18 protein-coding genes are annotated in these 18,121 nt (G+C 68.3%); 9 read left to right on the forward strand and 9 right to left on the reverse strand.

From position 1 onward, the window contains the following. Genes BXA00_RS05335 through phbB form a run of 3 tightly spaced genes read left to right on the forward strand, consistent with a single transcriptional unit; the run spans window position 1 to window position 2,372 of the window. Window positions 1-1,125, forward strand: a complete 1,125-nt coding sequence (locus BXA00_RS05335) for an ABC transporter permease (protein ID WP_076516875.1) — start codon at window positions 1-3, stop codon at window positions 1,123-1,125. A gap of 49 nt (window positions 1,126-1,174) precedes the next feature. Next, the gene (locus BXA00_RS05340) at window positions 1,175-1,636 is read left to right on the forward strand and encodes a hypothetical protein (protein ID WP_076521806.1); all 462 of its coding nucleotides are present in this window, start codon (window positions 1,175-1,177) and stop codon (window positions 1,634-1,636) included. Beyond that, a complete protein-coding gene (gene phbB / locus BXA00_RS05345) occupies window positions 1,626-2,372 on the forward strand; it encodes an acetoacetyl-CoA reductase (RefSeq protein WP_076516877.1) in 747 nt (248 codons plus the stop codon). The genes BXA00_RS05340 and phbB overlap by 11 nt, the downstream gene beginning before the upstream one ends. A gap of 33 nt (window positions 2,373-2,405) precedes the next feature. On the opposite strand, the gene BXA00_RS05350 is transcribed toward phbB, so the two are convergent. From BXA00_RS05350 to BXA00_RS05380, 7 genes are all read right to left on the reverse strand, one after another. Beyond that, complete coding sequence (locus BXA00_RS05350; protein WP_076521807.1) at window positions 2,406-3,005, reverse strand: hypothetical protein; 600 nt, start codon at window positions 3,003-3,005, stop codon at window positions 2,406-2,408. 101 nt (window positions 3,006-3,106) lie between these two features. Beyond that, window positions 3,107-4,084: a tripartite tricarboxylate transporter substrate binding protein gene (locus BXA00_RS05355; protein ID WP_076516879.1), complete on the reverse strand. Its 978-nt coding sequence runs from the start codon at window positions 4,082-4,084 to the stop codon at window positions 3,107-3,109. Between the two features lie 74 nt (window positions 4,085-4,158). Beyond that, window positions 4,159-5,388 carry a tricarballylate utilization 4Fe-4S protein TcuB gene (gene tcuB, locus BXA00_RS05360; protein ID WP_076516880.1) on the reverse strand — a complete coding sequence of 410 codons (1,230 nt, stop codon included), beginning with the start codon at window positions 5,386-5,388 and terminating at the stop codon, window positions 4,159-4,161. Further along, a complete protein-coding gene (tcuA, locus tag BXA00_RS05365) occupies window positions 5,375-6,790 on the reverse strand; it encodes an FAD-dependent tricarballylate dehydrogenase TcuA (protein ID WP_076516882.1) in 1,416 nt (471 codons plus the stop codon). The genes tcuB and tcuA overlap by 14 nt, the downstream gene beginning before the upstream one ends. A gap of 77 nt (window positions 6,791-6,867) precedes the next feature. Then, window positions 6,868-7,803, reverse strand: a complete 936-nt coding sequence (locus BXA00_RS05370; protein WP_076516883.1) for a LysR substrate-binding domain-containing protein — start codon at window positions 7,801-7,803, stop codon at window positions 6,868-6,870. Between the two features lie 3 nt (window positions 7,804-7,806). Next, window positions 7,807-8,505 (reverse strand): glutathione binding-like protein, encoded by a 699-nt coding sequence (locus BXA00_RS05375; RefSeq protein ID WP_076516885.1) that lies wholly within the window; start codon window positions 8,503-8,505, stop codon window positions 7,807-7,809. A gap of 42 nt (window positions 8,506-8,547) precedes the next feature. Then, a complete protein-coding gene (locus tag BXA00_RS05380; protein ID WP_076516886.1) occupies window positions 8,548-8,979 on the reverse strand; it encodes a hypothetical protein in 432 nt (143 codons plus the stop codon). Window positions 8,980-9,105: 126 nt separating this feature from the next. On the opposite strand from BXA00_RS05380, the gene BXA00_RS05385 reads away from it, so the two are divergent. Continuing rightward, window positions 9,106-10,674, forward strand: a complete 1,569-nt coding sequence (locus tag BXA00_RS05385) for a tetratricopeptide repeat protein (RefSeq protein ID WP_197685562.1) — start codon at window positions 9,106-9,108, stop codon at window positions 10,672-10,674. 29 nt (window positions 10,675-10,703) lie between these two features. Here BXA00_RS05385 and BXA00_RS05390 read toward each other — a convergent pair whose 3' ends face one another. Both BXA00_RS05390 and BXA00_RS05395 read right to left on the reverse strand, forming a co-directional pair. After that, window positions 10,704-11,219: a hypothetical protein gene (locus BXA00_RS05390; protein ID WP_231952209.1), complete on the reverse strand. Its 516-nt coding sequence runs from the start codon at window positions 11,217-11,219 to the stop codon at window positions 10,704-10,706. Between the two features lie 416 nt (window positions 11,220-11,635). After that, window positions 11,636-12,382 carry a hypothetical protein gene (locus BXA00_RS05395; RefSeq protein WP_156902741.1) on the reverse strand — a complete coding sequence of 249 codons (747 nt, stop codon included), beginning with the start codon at window positions 12,380-12,382 and terminating at the stop codon, window positions 11,636-11,638. 163 nt (window positions 12,383-12,545) lie between these two features. Here BXA00_RS05395 and BXA00_RS28715 point away from each other — a divergent pair, with 163 nt between their 5' ends. The 5 genes from BXA00_RS28715 to BXA00_RS05415 all read left to right on the forward strand — a co-directional run bounded on the left by BXA00_RS28715 (window position 12,546) and on the right by BXA00_RS05415 (window position 18,118). Next, window positions 12,546-14,630 carry a hypothetical protein gene (locus BXA00_RS28715; protein ID WP_156902742.1) on the forward strand — a complete coding sequence of 695 codons (2,085 nt, stop codon included), beginning with the start codon at window positions 12,546-12,548 and terminating at the stop codon, window positions 14,628-14,630. A 19-nt stretch (window positions 14,631-14,649) separates the two neighbouring features. Beyond that, window positions 14,650-15,627, forward strand: a complete 978-nt coding sequence (locus BXA00_RS05405) for a DUF945 family protein (protein ID WP_076516891.1) — start codon at window positions 14,650-14,652, stop codon at window positions 15,625-15,627. Between the two features lie 161 nt (window positions 15,628-15,788). After that, window positions 15,789-15,953, forward strand: coding sequence for a hypothetical protein (locus BXA00_RS29050; protein WP_172805852.1), 165 nt, complete (start codon window positions 15,789-15,791; stop codon window positions 15,951-15,953). A 129-nt stretch (window positions 15,954-16,082) separates the two neighbouring features. Further along, entirely contained in the window at window positions 16,083-17,303 is a 1,221-nt protein-coding gene (locus tag BXA00_RS05410) for a CaiB/BaiF CoA-transferase family protein (protein WP_076516893.1), read from the forward strand. A 17-nt stretch (window positions 17,304-17,320) separates the two neighbouring features. After that, the gene (locus BXA00_RS05415) at window positions 17,321-18,118 is read left to right on the forward strand and encodes an enoyl-CoA hydratase/isomerase family protein (protein WP_369825600.1); all 798 of its coding nucleotides are present in this window, start codon (window positions 17,321-17,323) and stop codon (window positions 18,116-18,118) included. Window positions 18,119-18,121: the final 3 nt, after the last annotated feature.

Here is an 18,121-nt window from a genome sequence, read left to right on the forward strand (position 1 = left end):
ATGCGGCGCCTCGCCAACATCTACCGCCTGGGAATCAAGGAGCTGTGGAGCCTGGCGCGCGACCCGATGATGCTGATCCTGATCGCCGTGTCGTTCACGCTGATGATCTATACCGCGGCCACGGCGGTCCCGGAAACGCTGCACAACGCTCCCATCGCGGTGGTGGACGAGGACCACTCGCCACTGTCCGCCCGCATCGTCTCGGCCTTCTACCCGCCCCACTTCACGCCGCCGCAGATGGTCACCTCGGCGCAGGCCGATGCGGGCATGGACGCGGGCCGCCATACGTTTTCCCTCAACATCCCGCCCAATTTCCAGCGCGACGTGCTGGCGGGCAGGCCCGCGCAGATCCAGCTGAACGTGGACGCCACCCGGATGAGCCAGGCCTTTACCGGCAGCAGCTACATCCAGCAGATCGTCACGGACGAGATCAACGAGTTCGCGCGGCGCTATCGCGCGTCGTCGGCGCTGCCGGTGGAGCTGGCGGTGCGCATGCGGTTCAACCCGAACCTGACCCAATCCTGGTTCGGCGCGCTGATGGAGATCATCAACAACGTGACGATGCTGTCCATCATCCTGACCGGCGCGGCCCTGATCCGCGAGCGCGAGCACGGCACCATCGAGCACCTGCTGGTCATGCCGGTGACGCCCACCGAGATCATGGTCGCCAAGGTCTGGTCGATGGGACTGGTGGTACTGGCCTGCGCTGGGCTATCGTTGACGTTCGTGGTGCGAGGCCTGCTGCACGTGCCCATCGAGGGCTCGGTGGCGCTGTTTTTGGCCGGCGTGGCGCTGCACCTGTTCGCCACGACCTCGATGGGCATTTTCATGGCCACGCTCGCACGCAGCATGCCTCAGTTCGGCATGTTGCTCGTACTGGTGCTGCTGCCCCTGCAGATGCTGTCCGGGGGCACCACGCCACGCGAGAGCATGCCCCAGTTCGTGCAGCACATCATGCTGGCCGCGCCGACGACGCACTTCGTCGAACTCGGCCAGGCCATTCTCTATCGCGGCGCGGGCATAAGCGTCGTATGGCAGCCCTTCCTGGCGCTGGCGCTGATCGGCACAGTCCTGTTTGCGTTATCCCTGGCGCGCTTTCGCAAGACCCTCAGCCAGATGGCATGAGGCCCGTGTGTATTCGTTTCCCCTTACCACGCTTATAAAAGGACGGATGATGAAGAAAACAACTGCCTCCCTGCCTCAAGGACTCGCCGGCGCCAATGTGGCCTATTGCCAGCGCCTGACCCAGCTTGCCCAGGACAGCCAGCAGCGCTGGCTCGAACTGGGCCAGCGGCTCGCGGGCGACGGCACCAGCCAGTATCTCGCCGCCTTCGCCCCCCTGACGCCCGCCGACAACTGGCAGGACCTCGCGCCCGCGCTGGGCGAACTCACCCGCAAGCGCTGGCAGAGCCAGCTCGAAGCCAGCCAGGCCATCACCCACGTGATGCTGCAGGAACAGGCCGCCCTGGCCGCGGGCCTGGGCGAGGCAATGCGCGAGTGGTTCAAGAACGCCAACAGCGCGGCCATCGACAAATCGCCGCTGACCCAGATGTGGTCGGTCATGTCCAACCAGATGGAGGCCGCCTGCGCCGCCATGCAGGACGCCAACCAGCCGGGGGCCCGCCATGACGGCTAAACGCACGGCCCTCATCACGGGCGGGGCCGGGTGCCTGGGCCGCGCCATCGCCGTGGCCCTGCACGACGCCGGCCATGACGTCATCGTCACCTACCATTCCAGCGAGAGCGCCACGCGCGAGTGGATCCAGGAGGAAGCCGCCCGCGGCCGCACTTTCGCCATGTACAAGGTCGACGTGGCGGACTTCGATTCCTGCCAGGCGCTGGCCCGCCGGCTCGCGGAAGACGGACGCCAGATCGACATCCTGGTGAACAACGCCGGCATCACGCGCGATGCCAGCCTGCGCAAGATGACCGCGCAGGACTGGGCCGAGGTCATGCACAGCAACCTGGACTCCATGTTCAACATGACGCAGCCGCTGTGCGGCCCCATGGCGGACCGGGGCTGGGGCCGCATCGTGAACATCTCGTCGGTCAACGGCAGCAAGGGCGCGTTCGGGCAGACCAACTACGCCGCGTCCAAGGCGGGCATCCACGGCTTCACCAAGTCGCTGGCGCTGGAAGTGGCCAAAAAGGGCGTGACGGTGAACACCGTGTCGCCGGGCTACCTGGCCACGCGCATGGTGCAGGCCGTGCCGGCGGAGGTCCTGGAGGAAAAGATCCTGCCGCAGATCCCGCTGGGCCGGCTGGGCCAGCCCGAGGAGATCGGCGCGCTGGTGGCCTTCATCTGCAGCGACGCCGCGGGCTTCATGACGGGCAGCAACGTCGCCATGAACGGCGGGCAGCACATGTATTGACGGCGGCGGCCGCCGGTGCGTAAGCAGCGCCGGTCAGCGGGCGGGGTCCGTGCGGCGGCCCCCGCCCGCCCGCGCCGCCGCCATGTCCGCCCGCAAGGTCGACGCATCCTGGCGCAGCGGCAGCACCAGCCGCCCGTTGCGGTCGATCGCGCCCCACTCTCCGCCCACGCTATAGCTGTGCTCCCCGTCAGGGCTGCGCTCGACGCGGCAGCCCTGGCACACCGCGGCAATGCCGCCCTCGAACCGGTCCCCCCAGTCGTAGGGCGTGGCCAGCACGCGGTTGAGCTGCTTGTCGTAATAGGCCATGCCGCCCGCCCACGGCCCGCGCGTGAGGCCCTCCTGGAAATCATCGGCGCCGTTGTCGAACGTGACCACTGCGACGGCGCGCCCGTCGGGACGCACCCAGTGCCAGGAGCCGTTCGCGGTGGCGGGCGACAAGCCATCGTCGCCGAAGTCCATGCGGGCCAGCACGGCGGGCCGGAATTCCACGACGCCGTCCGTTGCGCGGGCGCAGTGCGCCACGTGTTCCAGGGACCCGTCCGCCAGCTTGTCCGCATAGAAGCACGGGAGGTCGTAATCGGAGACGGTGCCCGAGGCCAGGGCAAGCGAGGTCAACAGGGCGGCGATCAGCATGCGCGGCATCCTAGCATGGCGCGGCGACGGCGCCGGGCGTGCCTGCGCAATGAAAAGCGGCCCCGAAGGGCCGTCTGTCACGTCATTGCGTCATTGCCGCGTCAGTTCGCGGTGGCGCCGGAGTCCTTGACCGCTTTCGCCCACGCGGTGATCTCCGTCTGGATGAACTTGCCGTAGGCGGCGGTGTTCACCCCGGACGCGCGCGCGCCCTCTTCCAGCAGGCGCTGCTTGACCTCGGGCGCGGCCAGCGCGCCGCTCAGGGCCTGGTTGAGCTGGGCCACCACGGCATCCGGCGTGCCGGCGGGCGCCACGATGCCGTGCCACGACACCGCCTGGAACCCCGGCAGCCCCGACTCGGCCATGGTCGGCACGTCGGGCATGGCCGACGAGCGTTCGGGCGAGGTGACGGCCAGCGCGCGCAGCGTGCCCGCCTTCACGTGCGGCAGCACGCCCGGAATGGTGGTGAACATGAAGTCGATCTGCCCGCCGATCAGGTCCGTGATCGCGGGGCTGCCGCCCTTGTAAGGCACATGGGTGAATTCCAGCTTGGCCTCGCTCTTGAACATCTCGCCGGCCAGGTGCCCCGGCGTGCCGGCGCCGGCCGAGCCCATGTTGGTCTTGTCGCCCTGCGAACGGATGTAGGCGATCAGCTCCTGGACGTTGCCGGCCTTGACGTTGGGGCCGACGACAAGCACGTTGGGCACGGTGGCCAGCAGCGTGACCGGCGTGAAGTCCTTCACGGCGTCGTACGAAATGCGCGAGTACAGCGACGGGTTGATGCCGTGCGTGCTGGCGGTCGCCAGCAGCAGCGTGTAGCCGTCCGGCGCGCTCGATGCCACCTGCTTGGCGGCAATGGTGCCGTTGGCGCCGCCCTTGTTGTCGATGACGATGGTCTGGCCGAGCGTCTTGGCGGCTTCCGCGGCCACCGTGCGGGCCAGGATGTCGGACGTGCCGCCAGCCGAATGGGGAACGACCAGCGTGATGGGCTTGGCGGGAAAGGATTGCGCATGCGCCGCCGGCAGCGCCGGCGTCATACAGGCGGCCAGCGCAACGCGCGCCAGCAGTCGTGAGCGGAACATTGAAGTCTCCTCGGTTGTTATCGATTGCGGCGCCTTCCTGGGGCGCCGTCATATCGGCGATAAAGCCGGTCCGGTCAGTCCGAACCGAGCTGCAGCTTGTTGGGTTGACGCTTCTCGATGGACCACTTCAAGAGCGCGGCCGACCGGTAGATGCCGTGCGCGAACTTGCCGTAGGGCAAGGTCAGGAATAGCGCCATCACCACGCCCAGGTGGATCGCCAGCAGCAGCGCCATCGCGCCGCCGTCGCGGCCGGCCAGCAGCGCCAGTCCGGTCGCGCTGGTCAGGAACAGCAGGACGATGAAGCCCCGGTCCATCGGCTTTTGCGCGGCGTCGCCCTGCAGCGGATGGCGCTTGAAGTTCAGCCACAGCAATCCGGCCGGACCGATCAAGAGGCCGATGCCGCCCGCGGTGCCCAGCAGCACCGGCGCGCTCAGGATCGGGTACGGGGCCTGCAGGTCCAGCAGATAGTGGTACAGCGTGGCGACGCAGGTGGCCGCGAAGCACAGCATGAAACCGTAGAACGTGAAGTGGTGAAAGCGCCTGCGCCACAGCGTGAACGCATCATCGGCGTTGTTGCACCCCTTGCCGTGGCCGCCGTCCAGGTAGCGCAGGCGCAGCGCATCGTGCGCGGCCTCGGCCACCGCCGCGCCCGAGGCCGCCCCCGGGCTGACGTTGCGCCAGAAGCGCGTCACGCCCACCGCCAGCGCCAGCATCGAAAAGCCGAACACCACGCCGAACATCAGCGCCAGCGTGTTGTGCGGGAACACGGCGTAGAAATTGCCGGCCATCGGCTCGTGGAACAGGCCGCCGGCCATCACCACCGCCAGGACCAGGAACAGCGCCAGGCCCGCGGCCGTGGCGAGCGACAGCGCCAGGCCGTTGCGCTTGTACAGCGTGCCCAGCGCGGCCGGCCAGGCGTAGTCGGTATAGGTCTGCATGCGCACCTTGGCCATGGCCTGCGGCACATTGACGGCGAACTCATGCGGCGGTGCGTACTGGCACGCGTGCAGACAGGCGCCGCAGTTGTGGCACAGGTTGGCCAGGTAGTTCAGGTCGGCCTTGCCGAATTCCAGGCGGCGCGTCATGGCGGGAAACACCGCGCAGAACCCTTCGCAATAGCGGCAGGCGTTGCAGATCTGCATGACGCGCGCCACTTCGGTTTCGTCGTCGGTCAGCGTTTCCGTCAGCGGCTTGGCGCCGCGGGCGTGGAAATGCACCGGCTGCTCGGCCATCGCCGGCGCCGGGCCGGACTGGCTGCTGGAAAAGGACTGCGCCTCGCGGGCCAGGGCTTCAAGCTGCTTCACGTTGTGCTCCCGCAGGTTTCTGGCTGCGCGCCGCCGCGGCGGCGCGGGTGCCGGCGATGCGGCCGAAGGCCGTGCCGATGGACATGCCCACGCCCGCCGTATAGCCCTTGCCCAGCACGTTGCCGGCCATCATTTCGCCCGCGACGAACAGGTTGTCGCTGGGCGTGTCGTTGAAACGGACCGCGGCGGTGTCGTCCACCTTCAGGCCCAGGTAGGTAAAGGTGATGCCGGGCCGCAGGGCGTAGCCGTAGAACGGCGCGGTATCGATGGGACGGGCCCAGTGCGTCTTGGCGGGCGTCAGGCCTTCGGTGTGGCAGTCGTCCAGCGCGGTGTGGTCGAACTTGCCCACGCGGCAAGCCGCGTTGTAGTCGCCGATCGTCTTCTCGAAGGTGGCCGGGTCCAGGCCCAGCTTGACGGCCAGCTCGGCCAGCGTGTCGGCCTTCACGCCCGGAAACACCGGCGGCATGAAGCGGCCGACGGCCTTGGCGTCGATGATGGAATAGGCAATCTGGCCCGGCTGCATGGCCGTCAGGCGGCCCCAGATGGCGTAGCGCTTTGGCCAGAAGTCCTCGCCCTCGTCGTAGAAACGCTCGGCATCGCGATTGACCACCACGCCCAGCGACACGCAGTCGATGCGGGTGCAGATGCCGCCGTCGTAAAGCGGCGCGCGGGCGTCGATGGCCACGCAATGCGATTGGGACGGGTCGCCGATGCCGTCGGCGCCGGCGTCCAGCATGAATTTGAGCAGCACGCCCATGTTGAAGCGCGTGCCGCGGATCAGGAAGTTGTCGGCCGGCCATTCGCCGCGCTCGTTCTGGCCCCAGGCTTCGCGCAGCCATTCGCGGTTGGACTCGAAGCCGCCCGCGGCCAGCACACAGGCGCGGGCCTCGATGCGTTCGGCGCCAATGCGCGCGGCCACGAAGCGGCCCTTGTCCAGTTCCAGCGCATTGACCGGCGCGTTGTAGCGGATCTGCACGCCCAGGGCCTCGGCGCTGCGGTAATAGGCATTGACCAGCGCCTTGCCGCCGCCCATGAAGAAGGCATTGGTGCGCGCCACGTGCAGCGCGCCCGACAGCGGCGGCTGGAAGTTCACGCCGTGGCGGCGCATCCAGTCGCGACAGGTGGACGATTCGCGGATGACCAGCCGCGCCAGGTGTTCATTGGTCAGCCCGCCCGTCACCTTGAGCAGGTCCTGCCAGTATTCTTCTTCGGGATACGCGTCGACCAGCACATCCTGCGGCGCATCGTGCATGCAGCGCAGATTGCGCGTGTGCTGCGAATTGCCGCCCCGCCATTCCTTCGGCGCCGCTTCCAGCAGCAGGACGCTGGCGCCGGCTTCCCGCGCCATCAGGGCCGCGCACAGCGCCGCATTGCCCCCACCAATCACCAAGACGTCAACCATGCCATCTTCCCCAGTTCAAGGGGCAGACTGTACGCAGCGGCGCGCCGCCGCGATATCAGGCAGGCGTCAACGGGTGTTCACGATTCGTGAAGAGTCACCACGGCCCATTTGCCCTCGCGGGCCAGGGTGCGGGACACGTCGGCCATGACCAGCCGGGCGGCCAGCGCCGCGGGGGACAGTTCCTCGTCCGACAGGCTGGCCAGCAGGTTGGAGCGGAACAGATGGGCATCGTCGATGCGCGCCATCTGCAACTGGCCGGGCGCGATGCGCGCGGTGGCGGAGCTGGGCTGGATGGTGGCGGCGGCGCCCTGCTGCACCACGTCCATCAGCAGCGACAGGCCATCGACCTCGGCCACGACGCGGGGCGTGCGCCCCAATTGCAGGAAGGCGTTGTTCACCAGGGCGCGCAGCCCGTGGCGGCCGCTGGGCAGCACCAGCGGCAGGTCCGCGATGGCTTCCAGCCGCGTCGTACCGCCGGCCGGCATGGCCGGCACGCCCGGCATGTCGGGCCGGGCAAAGAGAAACAGCGGCTCGTCCAGCAGCGGCATCACGCTCCAGCGGCGCGCGGACTCGGCGTGGAACACGATGGCCAGGTCCAGCAGGCGGCCGTTGAGCATGTCCGTCAGGTGCCCCGACAGCGCCTCGACCAGATGCAGCCGGATGTCGGGATAGCGCTCGTTCATGGCTTTCAGGAAGGGCGCCCCCAGCACCGCCGCCGTCGTGGAGGGCAGGCCGACGCTGACGTGGCCGGCCAGCCGCGCCTGCTGCGCGGCCTGCACCGCGTCGTCGGCGTGGCGCAGGGCAAGCTGCGCCTGCCGGAAGAAGGCCAGCCCCGCGTCCGTGGGCACCACGCCGCTGGCGCTGCGCTGCAAGAGGCGGGTGGACAGTTCGCCTTCGAGGCGGCTGATCTGCTGGCTGAGCGCCGAGGTGACCATGCCGATCGACATGGCCGCCCGGCCGATGCTGCCCGCCTCGACCACGCGCACGAAGTAACGGAGCTGGCGCAGTTCCATGGATCAGCCCGGGATGGTCAGTCCCTTGGCGACCGCCGGGCGCGCGACAAACGCCTCCAGCACGCGCTCGACGTTTTTGAATTGCGGAAAGCCGACCAGCTCGCCGGCGTCGTAGAAGCCCACCAGGTTGCGCACCCAGGGGAAGATCGCGATGTCGGCGATGGTGTACTGGTCGCCCATCACCCAGTCGCGCCCTTGCAGGCGCTGGTCCAGCACCGCCAACAGGCGCTTGGACTCTTCCACGTAGCGATCGCGCGGGCGCTTGTCCTCGTACTCTTTGCCCGCGAAGCGGTGGAAGAACCCCAGTTGGCCGAACATCGGACCGATGCCGCCCATCTGGAACATCACCCATTGCAGCGTCTCGAAGCGCCCCGCCGTGTCGGCCGGGATGAACTGGCCGGCCTTGCTGGCCAGATACACCAGGATCGCGCCGGACTCGAACAGGCCCAGCGGCTTGCCGTCCGGCCCGTTCGGGTCGAGGATGGCCGGAATCTTGTTGTTCGGGCTGAGCGACAGGAATTCCGGCGAGAACTGATCCCTGGATTCGAATCCGACCCGGTGCGGCTCATAGGGCAGTCCGGTTTCTTCCAGCATGATCGACGCCTTCACTCCGTTGGGCGTGGGCAGCGAATAAAGCTGGATGCGGTCGGGATGCCGGGCGGGCCACTTCTTGGTGATGGCGAAGGCGTCTAGGGAGGACATGCGGGGATTCTCCAGGGCAGGCGGGGTTGGGTGACGACAATCCTAGCGCAAAACCCGCTGCAACCCCCACCGCAGCGCGGTGACGGCCAGCGCGATGGGCAGCACCATGTGCAGTTGCGCGAGGAACAGCTCGCGCGTCGCCTCGCCGGGCGCCCAGGTGTTGCCGAAGACCTGCGGCGACGGCGGCGCCAGATACAGGGCGAGGAGCGCGGCGGCAAAGGTCGCCACGGCGCGCCCGGGCGGCGATTGCCGCAGCCTGGCCGAACGCTCGGCCAGCATCAGCGCCATCATGCCTGCCAGGCCCGCCAGGACGGCCTGTGCATAGAAGTCGCGGGGTTCGTACACGTAGGGCGCATCGGGGACCATCCAGCCGTAGGTGCCGGTGGACACCAGGGAAGTCAGGCAGGCGCCGAAAAGCGCGGCGGCGAAGGACAGCAGGACAAGGTCCAGGACACGCGAGAGGAGCTTGGGCATGCGGGATTTGGGCGAAGGCCACCGGGAGGGAAGTGGCGGGAGCATGCCACAGCCTGGACGCAGCCGGGCCGGGCCTTCGGCCCCACACCGGGCGCGGCGCGGTCCGCGCGGATTCACCCGGATCCCATGGCTGATGCGACAATCCGCGTCGCACTGGCGCGCGGGGCCTGGAACCTGCGCGTCCCCAACCACCCCGCCCGTCGCGGCACTGTGCAGCGGCCCGGCATCATCGGCAGTTCCATGAAGCATCCGCAGCATCGCCCCGGACCGGTTCCCGCACGACACGCCGCACGACACGCCGCGCCACCCGCGCCGCCACGCCCCCGAGGGCCCCGCACCTTGCCCGCGCTTTGGCTGGCCGCGGCGCTGGCGGGATTCCTGCCCGCCACGCAGGCCGCGCCCATCGCCGCCTCGGCCGATCCGCACACGCCGGACGCGGCCGAGCAAGCCCCGTCCACCGAGCACGTCCTGACGCTGATGCTGCCGACCCGCGATGGCGTAGCCCCGGCGCCCGACACGCCGTACCGCGTCTTCCTGACGGGCAAGGACGACGCCATCCTCGACACGCCCCGCGCCGATGGCATCCTGCACGGCGTGACCGATGCCCAGGGCCGCACGGCGCGCATCCGCACCGCGTTGCCCCGTCGCGCCGGCGACTTCACCCTGCTGCGCCGCATCGGCGACGGGCCGTGGGGCCATTTCTTCCAGCTGCTGCGCAGCGGCGACGACGAGCCGCTGGCCGGCTGGCCCTACATCATGACCATGCGCGTGCGCTGGGGCGAACAGTGGGTGGACCTGGGCTACACCACCCGTCAGGGCGCAACGGCGTACTTCAGCCATGACGTGCCGGCCGGATCGATCTCGCTGTCCATCGAAGGACGGGTCACCGCCGACCGGTCGTGCTTTGACGAGCTCGACGCCATCAACCGCAAGTTTGCGCAAAACGACGCCGACGGCGCGCGCGAACGGATCGCCGAGATGCGTTGTAACGAGACCCCGACGCAGCGGCTGGACCTGGCCCGCCTGCTGCTGTTGGCCGGCCAGCCCGACCTGGCCCGCCACTGGCTGATGCAGGCGCGGCAACGGCCGTTTCCCCAATGGCTCAAGCCCGTCAAGACGGATGTCCTGCGCGAACGCCTGGCCGTGCAACAGCTGCTGGGCATGCCGGAACTGGTCCTGGCCGATTCGAACGCATTGCAGGCCCGGCAATCCCGCCGCGACGGCGCGCGCGCGCCGACGGGCGACGACCTGGCCAACAACACGGCCTATTACCTGGCGGACTTCCCGGACTACCTGGCGCAAGCCGAGGAACAGGCACGCCGCTCGCTGGACCGCTACGGCACGCGTCCTTACAACCAGGGCACGCTGGGCTGGATCCTGGCACTGCGCGGCCAGACCGAAGAAGGGCTGCGCCTGATGCGCGACGCCTACCGCGATCTGCCGCGCGATCAGGAAATGGTGGCTGACTACGGCCTGGCGCTTTGGCGCAGTGGCCAGCGCGAGTACGCCACGCGGCTGTGGGACGAGGCGCAGCGGCAGTGCGTCTGGGGCCTGCGCCTGCACAGCGCGCTGCGGGAAGCCGCCTATCCGCATCCGTATTTTCAGCCGTCGGGTTCCAGCGCGGTGCAGGCATACCGGGACCGCTGCGACGGGCCGCGGATCAAGGCCAAGACCCGGTCAAGCGAACAGACTTGAAAAATGTCCGCTATCGGAACCAGGACATATCAAGGTCGTGATGCGCGCCCCTTGTTCCTGTCTTGCGCAATGCGCGCCTGACGGCACTGCGCTGCGCATGCGGCCAAGCCACGGCGCGCGGTGCCATTCCCATACGAGCGTAATGCCGCGCCGCCGGCCGTAAACCATGCCGTCAAGGTAGGTTCATGGCGGCGGCGCTGCTCGGCGGTATGGTTTCGGGTCGCCTTGGCGAAGTTGTCACGCACGGCCTGCACCGGATGCGGCGCATCCACGCCGGGCGCGAAGGAACGATAGTGCAGCTTGCCGCCCGCCCACCAGAAGCGCCCCAAATCGGCGACAAGCGCCTGGTCGATGGCGTTGCGCAACGTGATTTCCACCGCGCCAATCAGAGGGAACAGAGCGCCGCAGACGTGCGCGTTCCAGAGGTACACGCCCATCAGTTCCACGTCGTTGGCCGGGTGGAATACGCTCTGGTAGCTGTTGATACGCTCGTTGCTGATGAGCGAGTCGATCAGCACGGGCCGATATTGCAAAGTCTGGGGCATACGGTCGAGGAACCTCCAGTGTGGCGGCCCGCCAGCGGTCGGGGTTGACGCTGGCGGGCGCAAGTGCGGTACCATGGCGACAAGGTTGGTGATGGCTTCCAATGGGCGCAAGCCTACGACCCATCATGTAAGACCTGATACCCACCCCGGCCTAGAGCCGGGGCTTTTGTTTTCAAGGCCCGAATAGGCTCCCGCCAAGCCCGTTCCTCTCGGACCTGCTGGCCGGGCTGTCTGCCCGCCACGATGGTCTGGCGCCGGTTTTCCACCATGTCCGCCGATTTGCGTGCCTGGCCATACTCGGCAGCCTTCCTGCCTTAGTCCCGCGACATGCTGCACTGGATTCATCGGGCAATGAAAAAGCCGGCTGCTCGCGCAGCCGGCCTGGAAAGTGCGGGCGGCCTTCGCCGCCGGCGAACTTACTTCTCGTCCTTCATCTTCACGTCGCTGGACGTGTCGGCCTTCAAGCCGCTGGTGTTGATCTTGCCGGGCGGCGGCGCGTCGATCTCATCCAGGTTGGCCGCAGCGGCCGGCGCCGCCACGTCGTCCAGGTTCACGGCGTCGGCCACGGGGGGCTTGGGCGGCGCGGCCTTCGGCGCCGCTTTCGGGCGCGGCCTGGCCGGCACGCGGGGCTTGGCGGCTTCAAGCGGACGCGTGTAGAGATTGCCGTCCTGGTAGACCAGCATGTAGGGTTTGCCGACGGCGGGCTTTACGGTCTGGCGGGCGGTCCATTGGCCGTTGGCCACCTTGAAGGACAGCGGGCCTTCGCAACTGCGATATCCGGTCCCCCACTTCGAGGACTGTGTGCCCGATACCCGGTACACGTGATAGACGTGGCTGCAACCGGGTTGCGGCACGTCCAGGGTGATCAGCGTGGCGCCCGGCACCTCGGCGACGTTGGCCACCATCATCGTGTTGCCGGTGACGTCGAGTTCCATGACTTTCTTCTGACCATAGAGCTTGATGTCGTAGGAGTCGTTGTAGTAGCGGCGCAGCGCGGCGCGCTCGCCGTTGACCATGAACACCTGCTGTTCCTGGGCCAGGACTTCGCCGAAATCCAGCCCCATCTTGCCGGAGCCGGTGCTGACGCAGCCCGACAGCGCCGCCACGCCGAAAATCAGGACTATTGCACCGACCGAACGGCTAGTGCCGGGCTTGCTTGCCATCCTTGCCAAAACGCCACCAACGCTCGCCGCCATCATTCAATAACCTCTTGATTAAAAATAAGAATTTACTTGTAACCGGTGACTCTTACAGTCGTATCATTTATGTCTAAATGATACGCAATGTTATACTGTAAACCAAAGCGTACAGGGCGAGGCTTAAAGGATGAAGAAGGTTTGCGTGGCCGCGGCAATTGCCGCCAGCGTCGGCAGTGCGCCGGCGCACGCCGAGGCGTATCGCCTGGCATATTCCAAGGCGGAAAACATCGAGATTTTCATTGACCACGCCAATGGCGCGGCCTGGTGCGGTCCGCAACTGAACCTGCGCGCCGTCTACGGCGGCACGCCCGACGCGGCAGCGCTGGGCCGGCTGCTGCCCAAGATCGGGGTGCTGCTCAACAAGCAATGCCCGCAGGCGTCCGACCTGCGCTGGACCAGCGTCAACAGTGCCGGCGCCCGCGTCGCCGAAGGCACCAGCGCCAAGGCCTCCGGCTGGACGATGCAGATGGCCGCAGCGCCGGCTGCGGTGGCCCCGGCTGCGGCTGCCCCGGCTGCCGCAGCACCGGCTGCCGCAGCACCGGCTGCCGCGGCAACTGCTACCGCATCGCCAACTGCCGCCGCACCAACTGCCGCAGCGCCGGCTGTTCCCACGCCTGCCGTGGTCGCGACAGCCGCCACGCCTGCCGCCGAGCAAGCTGCGCCGCAAGCACCCATCCCGCCGGCCCCGGCCGCCCCTGCAACGCCGCCGGCTGCCGCAACGGCGCCGGCCCCGATCTTCGCCACGCCGGCCGCAGCGGCCGCGCCCGCAGCACCGGCGCCCGCGATTGCCGCTCCAGCCGCTTCCGCGATGACTGCGGTCCCAGCCGCGCCGGCGCCCGCACCCGAGCCGTCGCCTGCACCCGTGCCGGCCGCAGCGGTCGCCGACGTCCAGCCTGCGGCGCCCGTTGCCGTTCCCCCGGCTCCGGCTCCAGCCCCTGCTTCGGCCCCGGCCCCTGCTCCGCAGCAAGCCGCGTTCGCGGTCAACGGTTGGGCGCCCCCGCAGGCCGCCGCCGCGATGGCCGGAACCCAGCAACTCAAGGTCATGCAGGACCAGAACGGCTGCAAGGTGATCTCGACCTTCCAACTGGGCGACGGCGCGCAGTACATCACGCTGAAGTCAGACGGCCTGGCTTGCGGCCCCGACGGCTACGCGACGGGCAAGGGCCGCTTGCGGCTGGAACGCTCGGACGGCGCCCGCATCGCGCATACGGATGACGTCTGGCTGGTGTCGGGCATTCCCTTTGCGGCGCCCGTAAACGCGGCGCGCCTGGCCCACGTCGGCGAAAACGGCACGCTGTGGTTCCACATGGACAGCGACCCGGTAAGCCGCTCGCACTATCTGCTGCGCGCTGAACGCGCGTCATACAACAACGCGCTGCAATCCTGGCGCTACAACCGGATCGATGTGGTCACGGAAAGCGCGGACGCGTTCCGCAACGCCGCCGACATCCGAGTGGCCGTGGACGCCGCCTTGCGCGTGCTGGAGCGCACGTCGGTCCCCGACGCCGCCAACGCGCAAATCGTGTTCTCGGACAGCTTCGAGGAAGGCGCCATCGGCGGGCAGACCGAGCATCTGCTCTACGCCATCAACGCCAACCGCGCCACCGACTGGCGCACCGGCAAGCCCAAGAGCGAATGGCGCTACAACCTGCAGTATGCGCAGAACTACCTGTTCAAGCGCGACGAGATCCTGGCCCGCAAAAAGCGCGAAGCCCAGATGCGCCTGGCCAATAAGGAACGCGACAACCTGCGCCAGTACCAGAACCTGGTCGAGCAGGCCAAGAACGATCCCCAGGGCATCCTGGGCCGCATGGTGCGCGACGTGCGCTACCAGCCGCTGACCGGCGCCGGCTACGGCGGCCTGATGGCCGGCCGCAAGGCCACGGTACGCATGGTGGTCCACGTGGACGACCACGAAGACAACGACGCCGTCGCCGACTGGCCGTACGAAATGCGCCTGCCCGGCCAGAAGTCGCTGAAGGAAGGCTGGTACCTGGTCCCCGGCGACATCACGCTGGACCCGAAGCGCGTCGATGGCCGCGGCCTGCCCCTGACCCTGCTGACGCTGGGCCAGGGCGCGCCCCACGCGTGCAAGAAAGAAGGCTGCGCCGACCTGAACGATCCGCTGGTGGGCGCGCGCATGATGCTCGGCCTGCCCGACTGGACGCCAGAACAGGCCCAGGCCGTGATCGACCAAGCCACCCAACCCTGATAGCCGGACGAGCAACGCAATGATCAAACAAAAGAAATCCCTGATCGCGGGCGGCGTCGTGGCGGCGCTCGCCTGCGCCTGGTGGGGGCTGGGCGTCTATGCGTCCGGCAAGGCCGAAGATGAACTGCTGGCGCTGCTGGACAAGACCGGCCAGCGCGACATGGTGCATTGGAAGAGCATTTCGGCGTCGCCGTTCGGCTCCGCCAAGTTGAAGGAAGTCACGATCGGCTCGGCGGCGTCGCCCATCGCCCGCATCGAGACCGTCAAGATAAGCGGCCTGCGCAACTCGTACGACCGCCAGAGCGGCGACGTGACGATCGAAGGCGCCGCGCTGCCCAACGGCAACAGCGTGCTTAGCCAGACGGACCTTATCCGCCAGGCGGGCAAATCCGACCTGCCCCCCGCCAACCTGCGCGTGCGCTGGGACTACCAGCGGGACGACGACAACGCGTCGATCCACCTCAACCTCGAGCAACCCGACGCGCTGGACGCCGAGCTGATGCTGGGCCTGGAGCGCGTCAACGGTGCCGCCGCCCTGGCCGAGGACGGCGCGGCGCTTGGCGCGTTGGGCATGATGGGCATCATGGGCCTGGGCCGGATCGACCGCGCTTTGGCGCCCCTGGCGCAAGTCCGCATCACGGAGGGCAGCCTGTCGCTCAAGGACGACGGCTACGTCAAGCGCAGCATCGAACTCTACAAGCGGTACAACATCGCCGCCGTCCCGGGCGAAGGCAACCCGGACAAGCAGCGCGCCAAGCTGTTCGACAAGTTCATCGACGACGCCCGCAAGCAGTGCATCCAGCGCCAGGCGATGGCGGGCTTCGAGGACAACGACGACGCCTGCTCGGCGGCGGCCAATTTCGCCAGCGGCGAAGACCGCGAGATCCATCTGACCTTGAATCCGCGCAACGGCGTGTCCGTGGCTGAAATGCTGTCGGGCGGCGGCCGGGACTACAGCAAGGTCCTGGCGCTGTTCTCGCCCACGCTGAAGAACTGAGCGCCACGCGCCGGAACCCGCCGGGCGGCATCCTGCATGGGATGCCGCCCGGTTTGCTTTTGCGCGCCCCCCCCCAGGGCGCGCTGCCCTGCATGCGCCGCCCTATAATCGCTTCATTCGCTGCAAGCGCGCCTGCTGAGGGGCAGACGCAGGAGACCCACATGAAAGCCCCGCTGAATCACCTGATTTCCCTCCTTGCCGTTGCCCTGCTGCTGGCCGGATGCACCTCCGGCCCGGGCGGACCGCCCCATCCCGGCGCGGTCAATCCCTACAGCAGCGGCGGATTCCGCGACGCCGGCCCCAATTACCCGGACACCGGAAGGTAAGCGCGGCCCCCTCCCCGCGCCCCCCGGGCGCAGCCCGAACCGCATAACAGCTTTGCGCCCCCGGGCTCCTCCTCTGGAGCCCGGCGAATCCTAGACTGCCTTCACATCACCGCAGTCAAGGAGAAGGCTTTGCAGCCGCTGTTATCCAACCTCAAAGTCCTGGACCTGAGCCGCATCCTGGCCGGTCCGTGGGCGAGCCAGATCCTGGCCGACCTGGGCGCTGACGTCATCAAAGTCGAGCGGCCGGGCCAGGGCGACGACACCCGGTCCTGGGGACCGCCCTTCCTGAAGGACGAGCAAGGCCGGGACACGAAAGACGGCGCCTACTTCATCGCCACCAACCGCGGCAAGCGTTCCATCACCCTGGACCTGCAGACGCCCGAAGGCCAGGCGCTGGTCAAGGAACTGGCGCGCGACGCGGACGTGGTGCTCGAAAACTACAAGGTCGGCACCCTGGCGCGCATGGGGCTGGACTACGAATCCCTGTCCAGGATCAACCCGCGGCTGGTGTACTGCTCGGTCACCGGCTTTGGCCAGACGGGCCCGCGCGCCGCCGAACCCGCCTACGACTTCCTGATCCAGGCCATGGGCGGCCTGATGAGCGTCACCGGCGAACGCGACGACAAGCCCGGTGGCGGCCCCCAGAAGGTCGGCGTCCCCATCGTGGACCTGACCACCGGCGTCTACGCGGCGCTGGGCATCGTGGCGGCGCTGCTGCGCCGCGCGCAGACCGGCCAGGGCGAATACATCGACGTCGCGATGCTGGACGTGCAGGTCGGCCTGCTGGCCAACCAGGCCATGAACTTCCTCTTGGGCAACAAGGTGCCGCGCCGCACCGGCACCGCGCATCCGAACATCCAGCCGCAGCGCACCTTTGCCTGCGCCGACGGCGACATCGTGATCGTGGTCGGCAACGACGCGCAGTTCGCCACGCTGTGCGGCGTGCTGGGCACGCCCGAGCTGGCGCAGGACCCGCGCTACCTCACAAACAGCCAGCGCGTGAAGAACCAGGATTCGCTGGACCCGATCCTGGACGCGATCTTCGCCGCGCAGCCGCGCGCGCACTGGCTGGCGGCCCTGAAGCAGGCCGGCGTTCCAGCAGGCTCCATCAATACCGTGCCTGAAGTGTTCGAGGACCCGCAGGTCGTGCACCGCGCCATGCTGCGGCGCCTGCCCCATCCCGCCGCCGGCTCGGTGCCGCAGGTGATGAACCCGCTGCGATTTGGCCACGCCGCGCTGCGCGCCGATGCCGCGCCGCCGCTGCTGGGCCAGCACACCGCCGACGTGTTGACGGAACTGGGCCTGTCCGCCGAACAGATCCAGGACTATCGCGACCGCAAGATCATCTGAACGACAAGGAGAGAGACATGAACATGCCGGAAAACCTGGCAGGCCCCTACACCGCGTTGCAGGTATCGATTGCCGACGGCGTCGCGACGATCCTGCTGGCCAATCCGCCCGTCAACGCGCTCAGCACCGAGATGATGAATGAGCTGTCCTGGGTGCTGGACCGGATCTCGGAGACGCCCGAGGTGCGCGCCGTGGTGCTGTCGGGCCAGGGCAAGACCTTCTGCGCCGGCGCCGACCTGAAGAACCGCGCCGCCACCATCAAGGGGCCGGGCGACCTGCCACAGCACTCGCGCCGCACGCGCGAGTGTTTTCATGCGATCCGCGAATGCGCCAAGCCCGTGGTGGGCGCGATCAACGGCGCGGCCCTGGGCGCCGGCCTGGCAATCGTCGCCTCGTGCGACATCCTGCTGGCCGCCTCCGATGCGGTCGTGGGCCTGCCCGAGATCAACGTGGGGCTCCTGGGCGGCGGTCGGCACGGCATGCGGCTCTTCGGCCATTCGCGCCTGCGCCGCATGATGCTGACCGGCCTGCGCGTCGACGGCGACGAGCTCTACCGGCTGGGCATCGTCGAAGCCGCCGTGCCCGCCGAGGCGTTGATGGACCGCGCGATGGAACTGGCCCGCGAGCTGGCGTCCAAGAGTCCGCTGGCCACGGTGCTGGCCAAGCAGACGCTCAACGCCATCGAAGACATGAGCCTGCGCGACGGCTACCGCTACGAACAGGACATGACGGCGGCCATCGGCAAGACCGAGGACGCGCAGGAAGCGCGGCGCGCGTTCCTGGAGAAGCGCGCCCCCGTGTTCCAGGGCCGATAAGGA

This window comes from Achromobacter sp. MFA1 R4 (assembly GCF_900156745.1).
Lineage (GTDB): Bacteria > Pseudomonadota > Gammaproteobacteria > Burkholderiales > Burkholderiaceae_B > Achromobacter.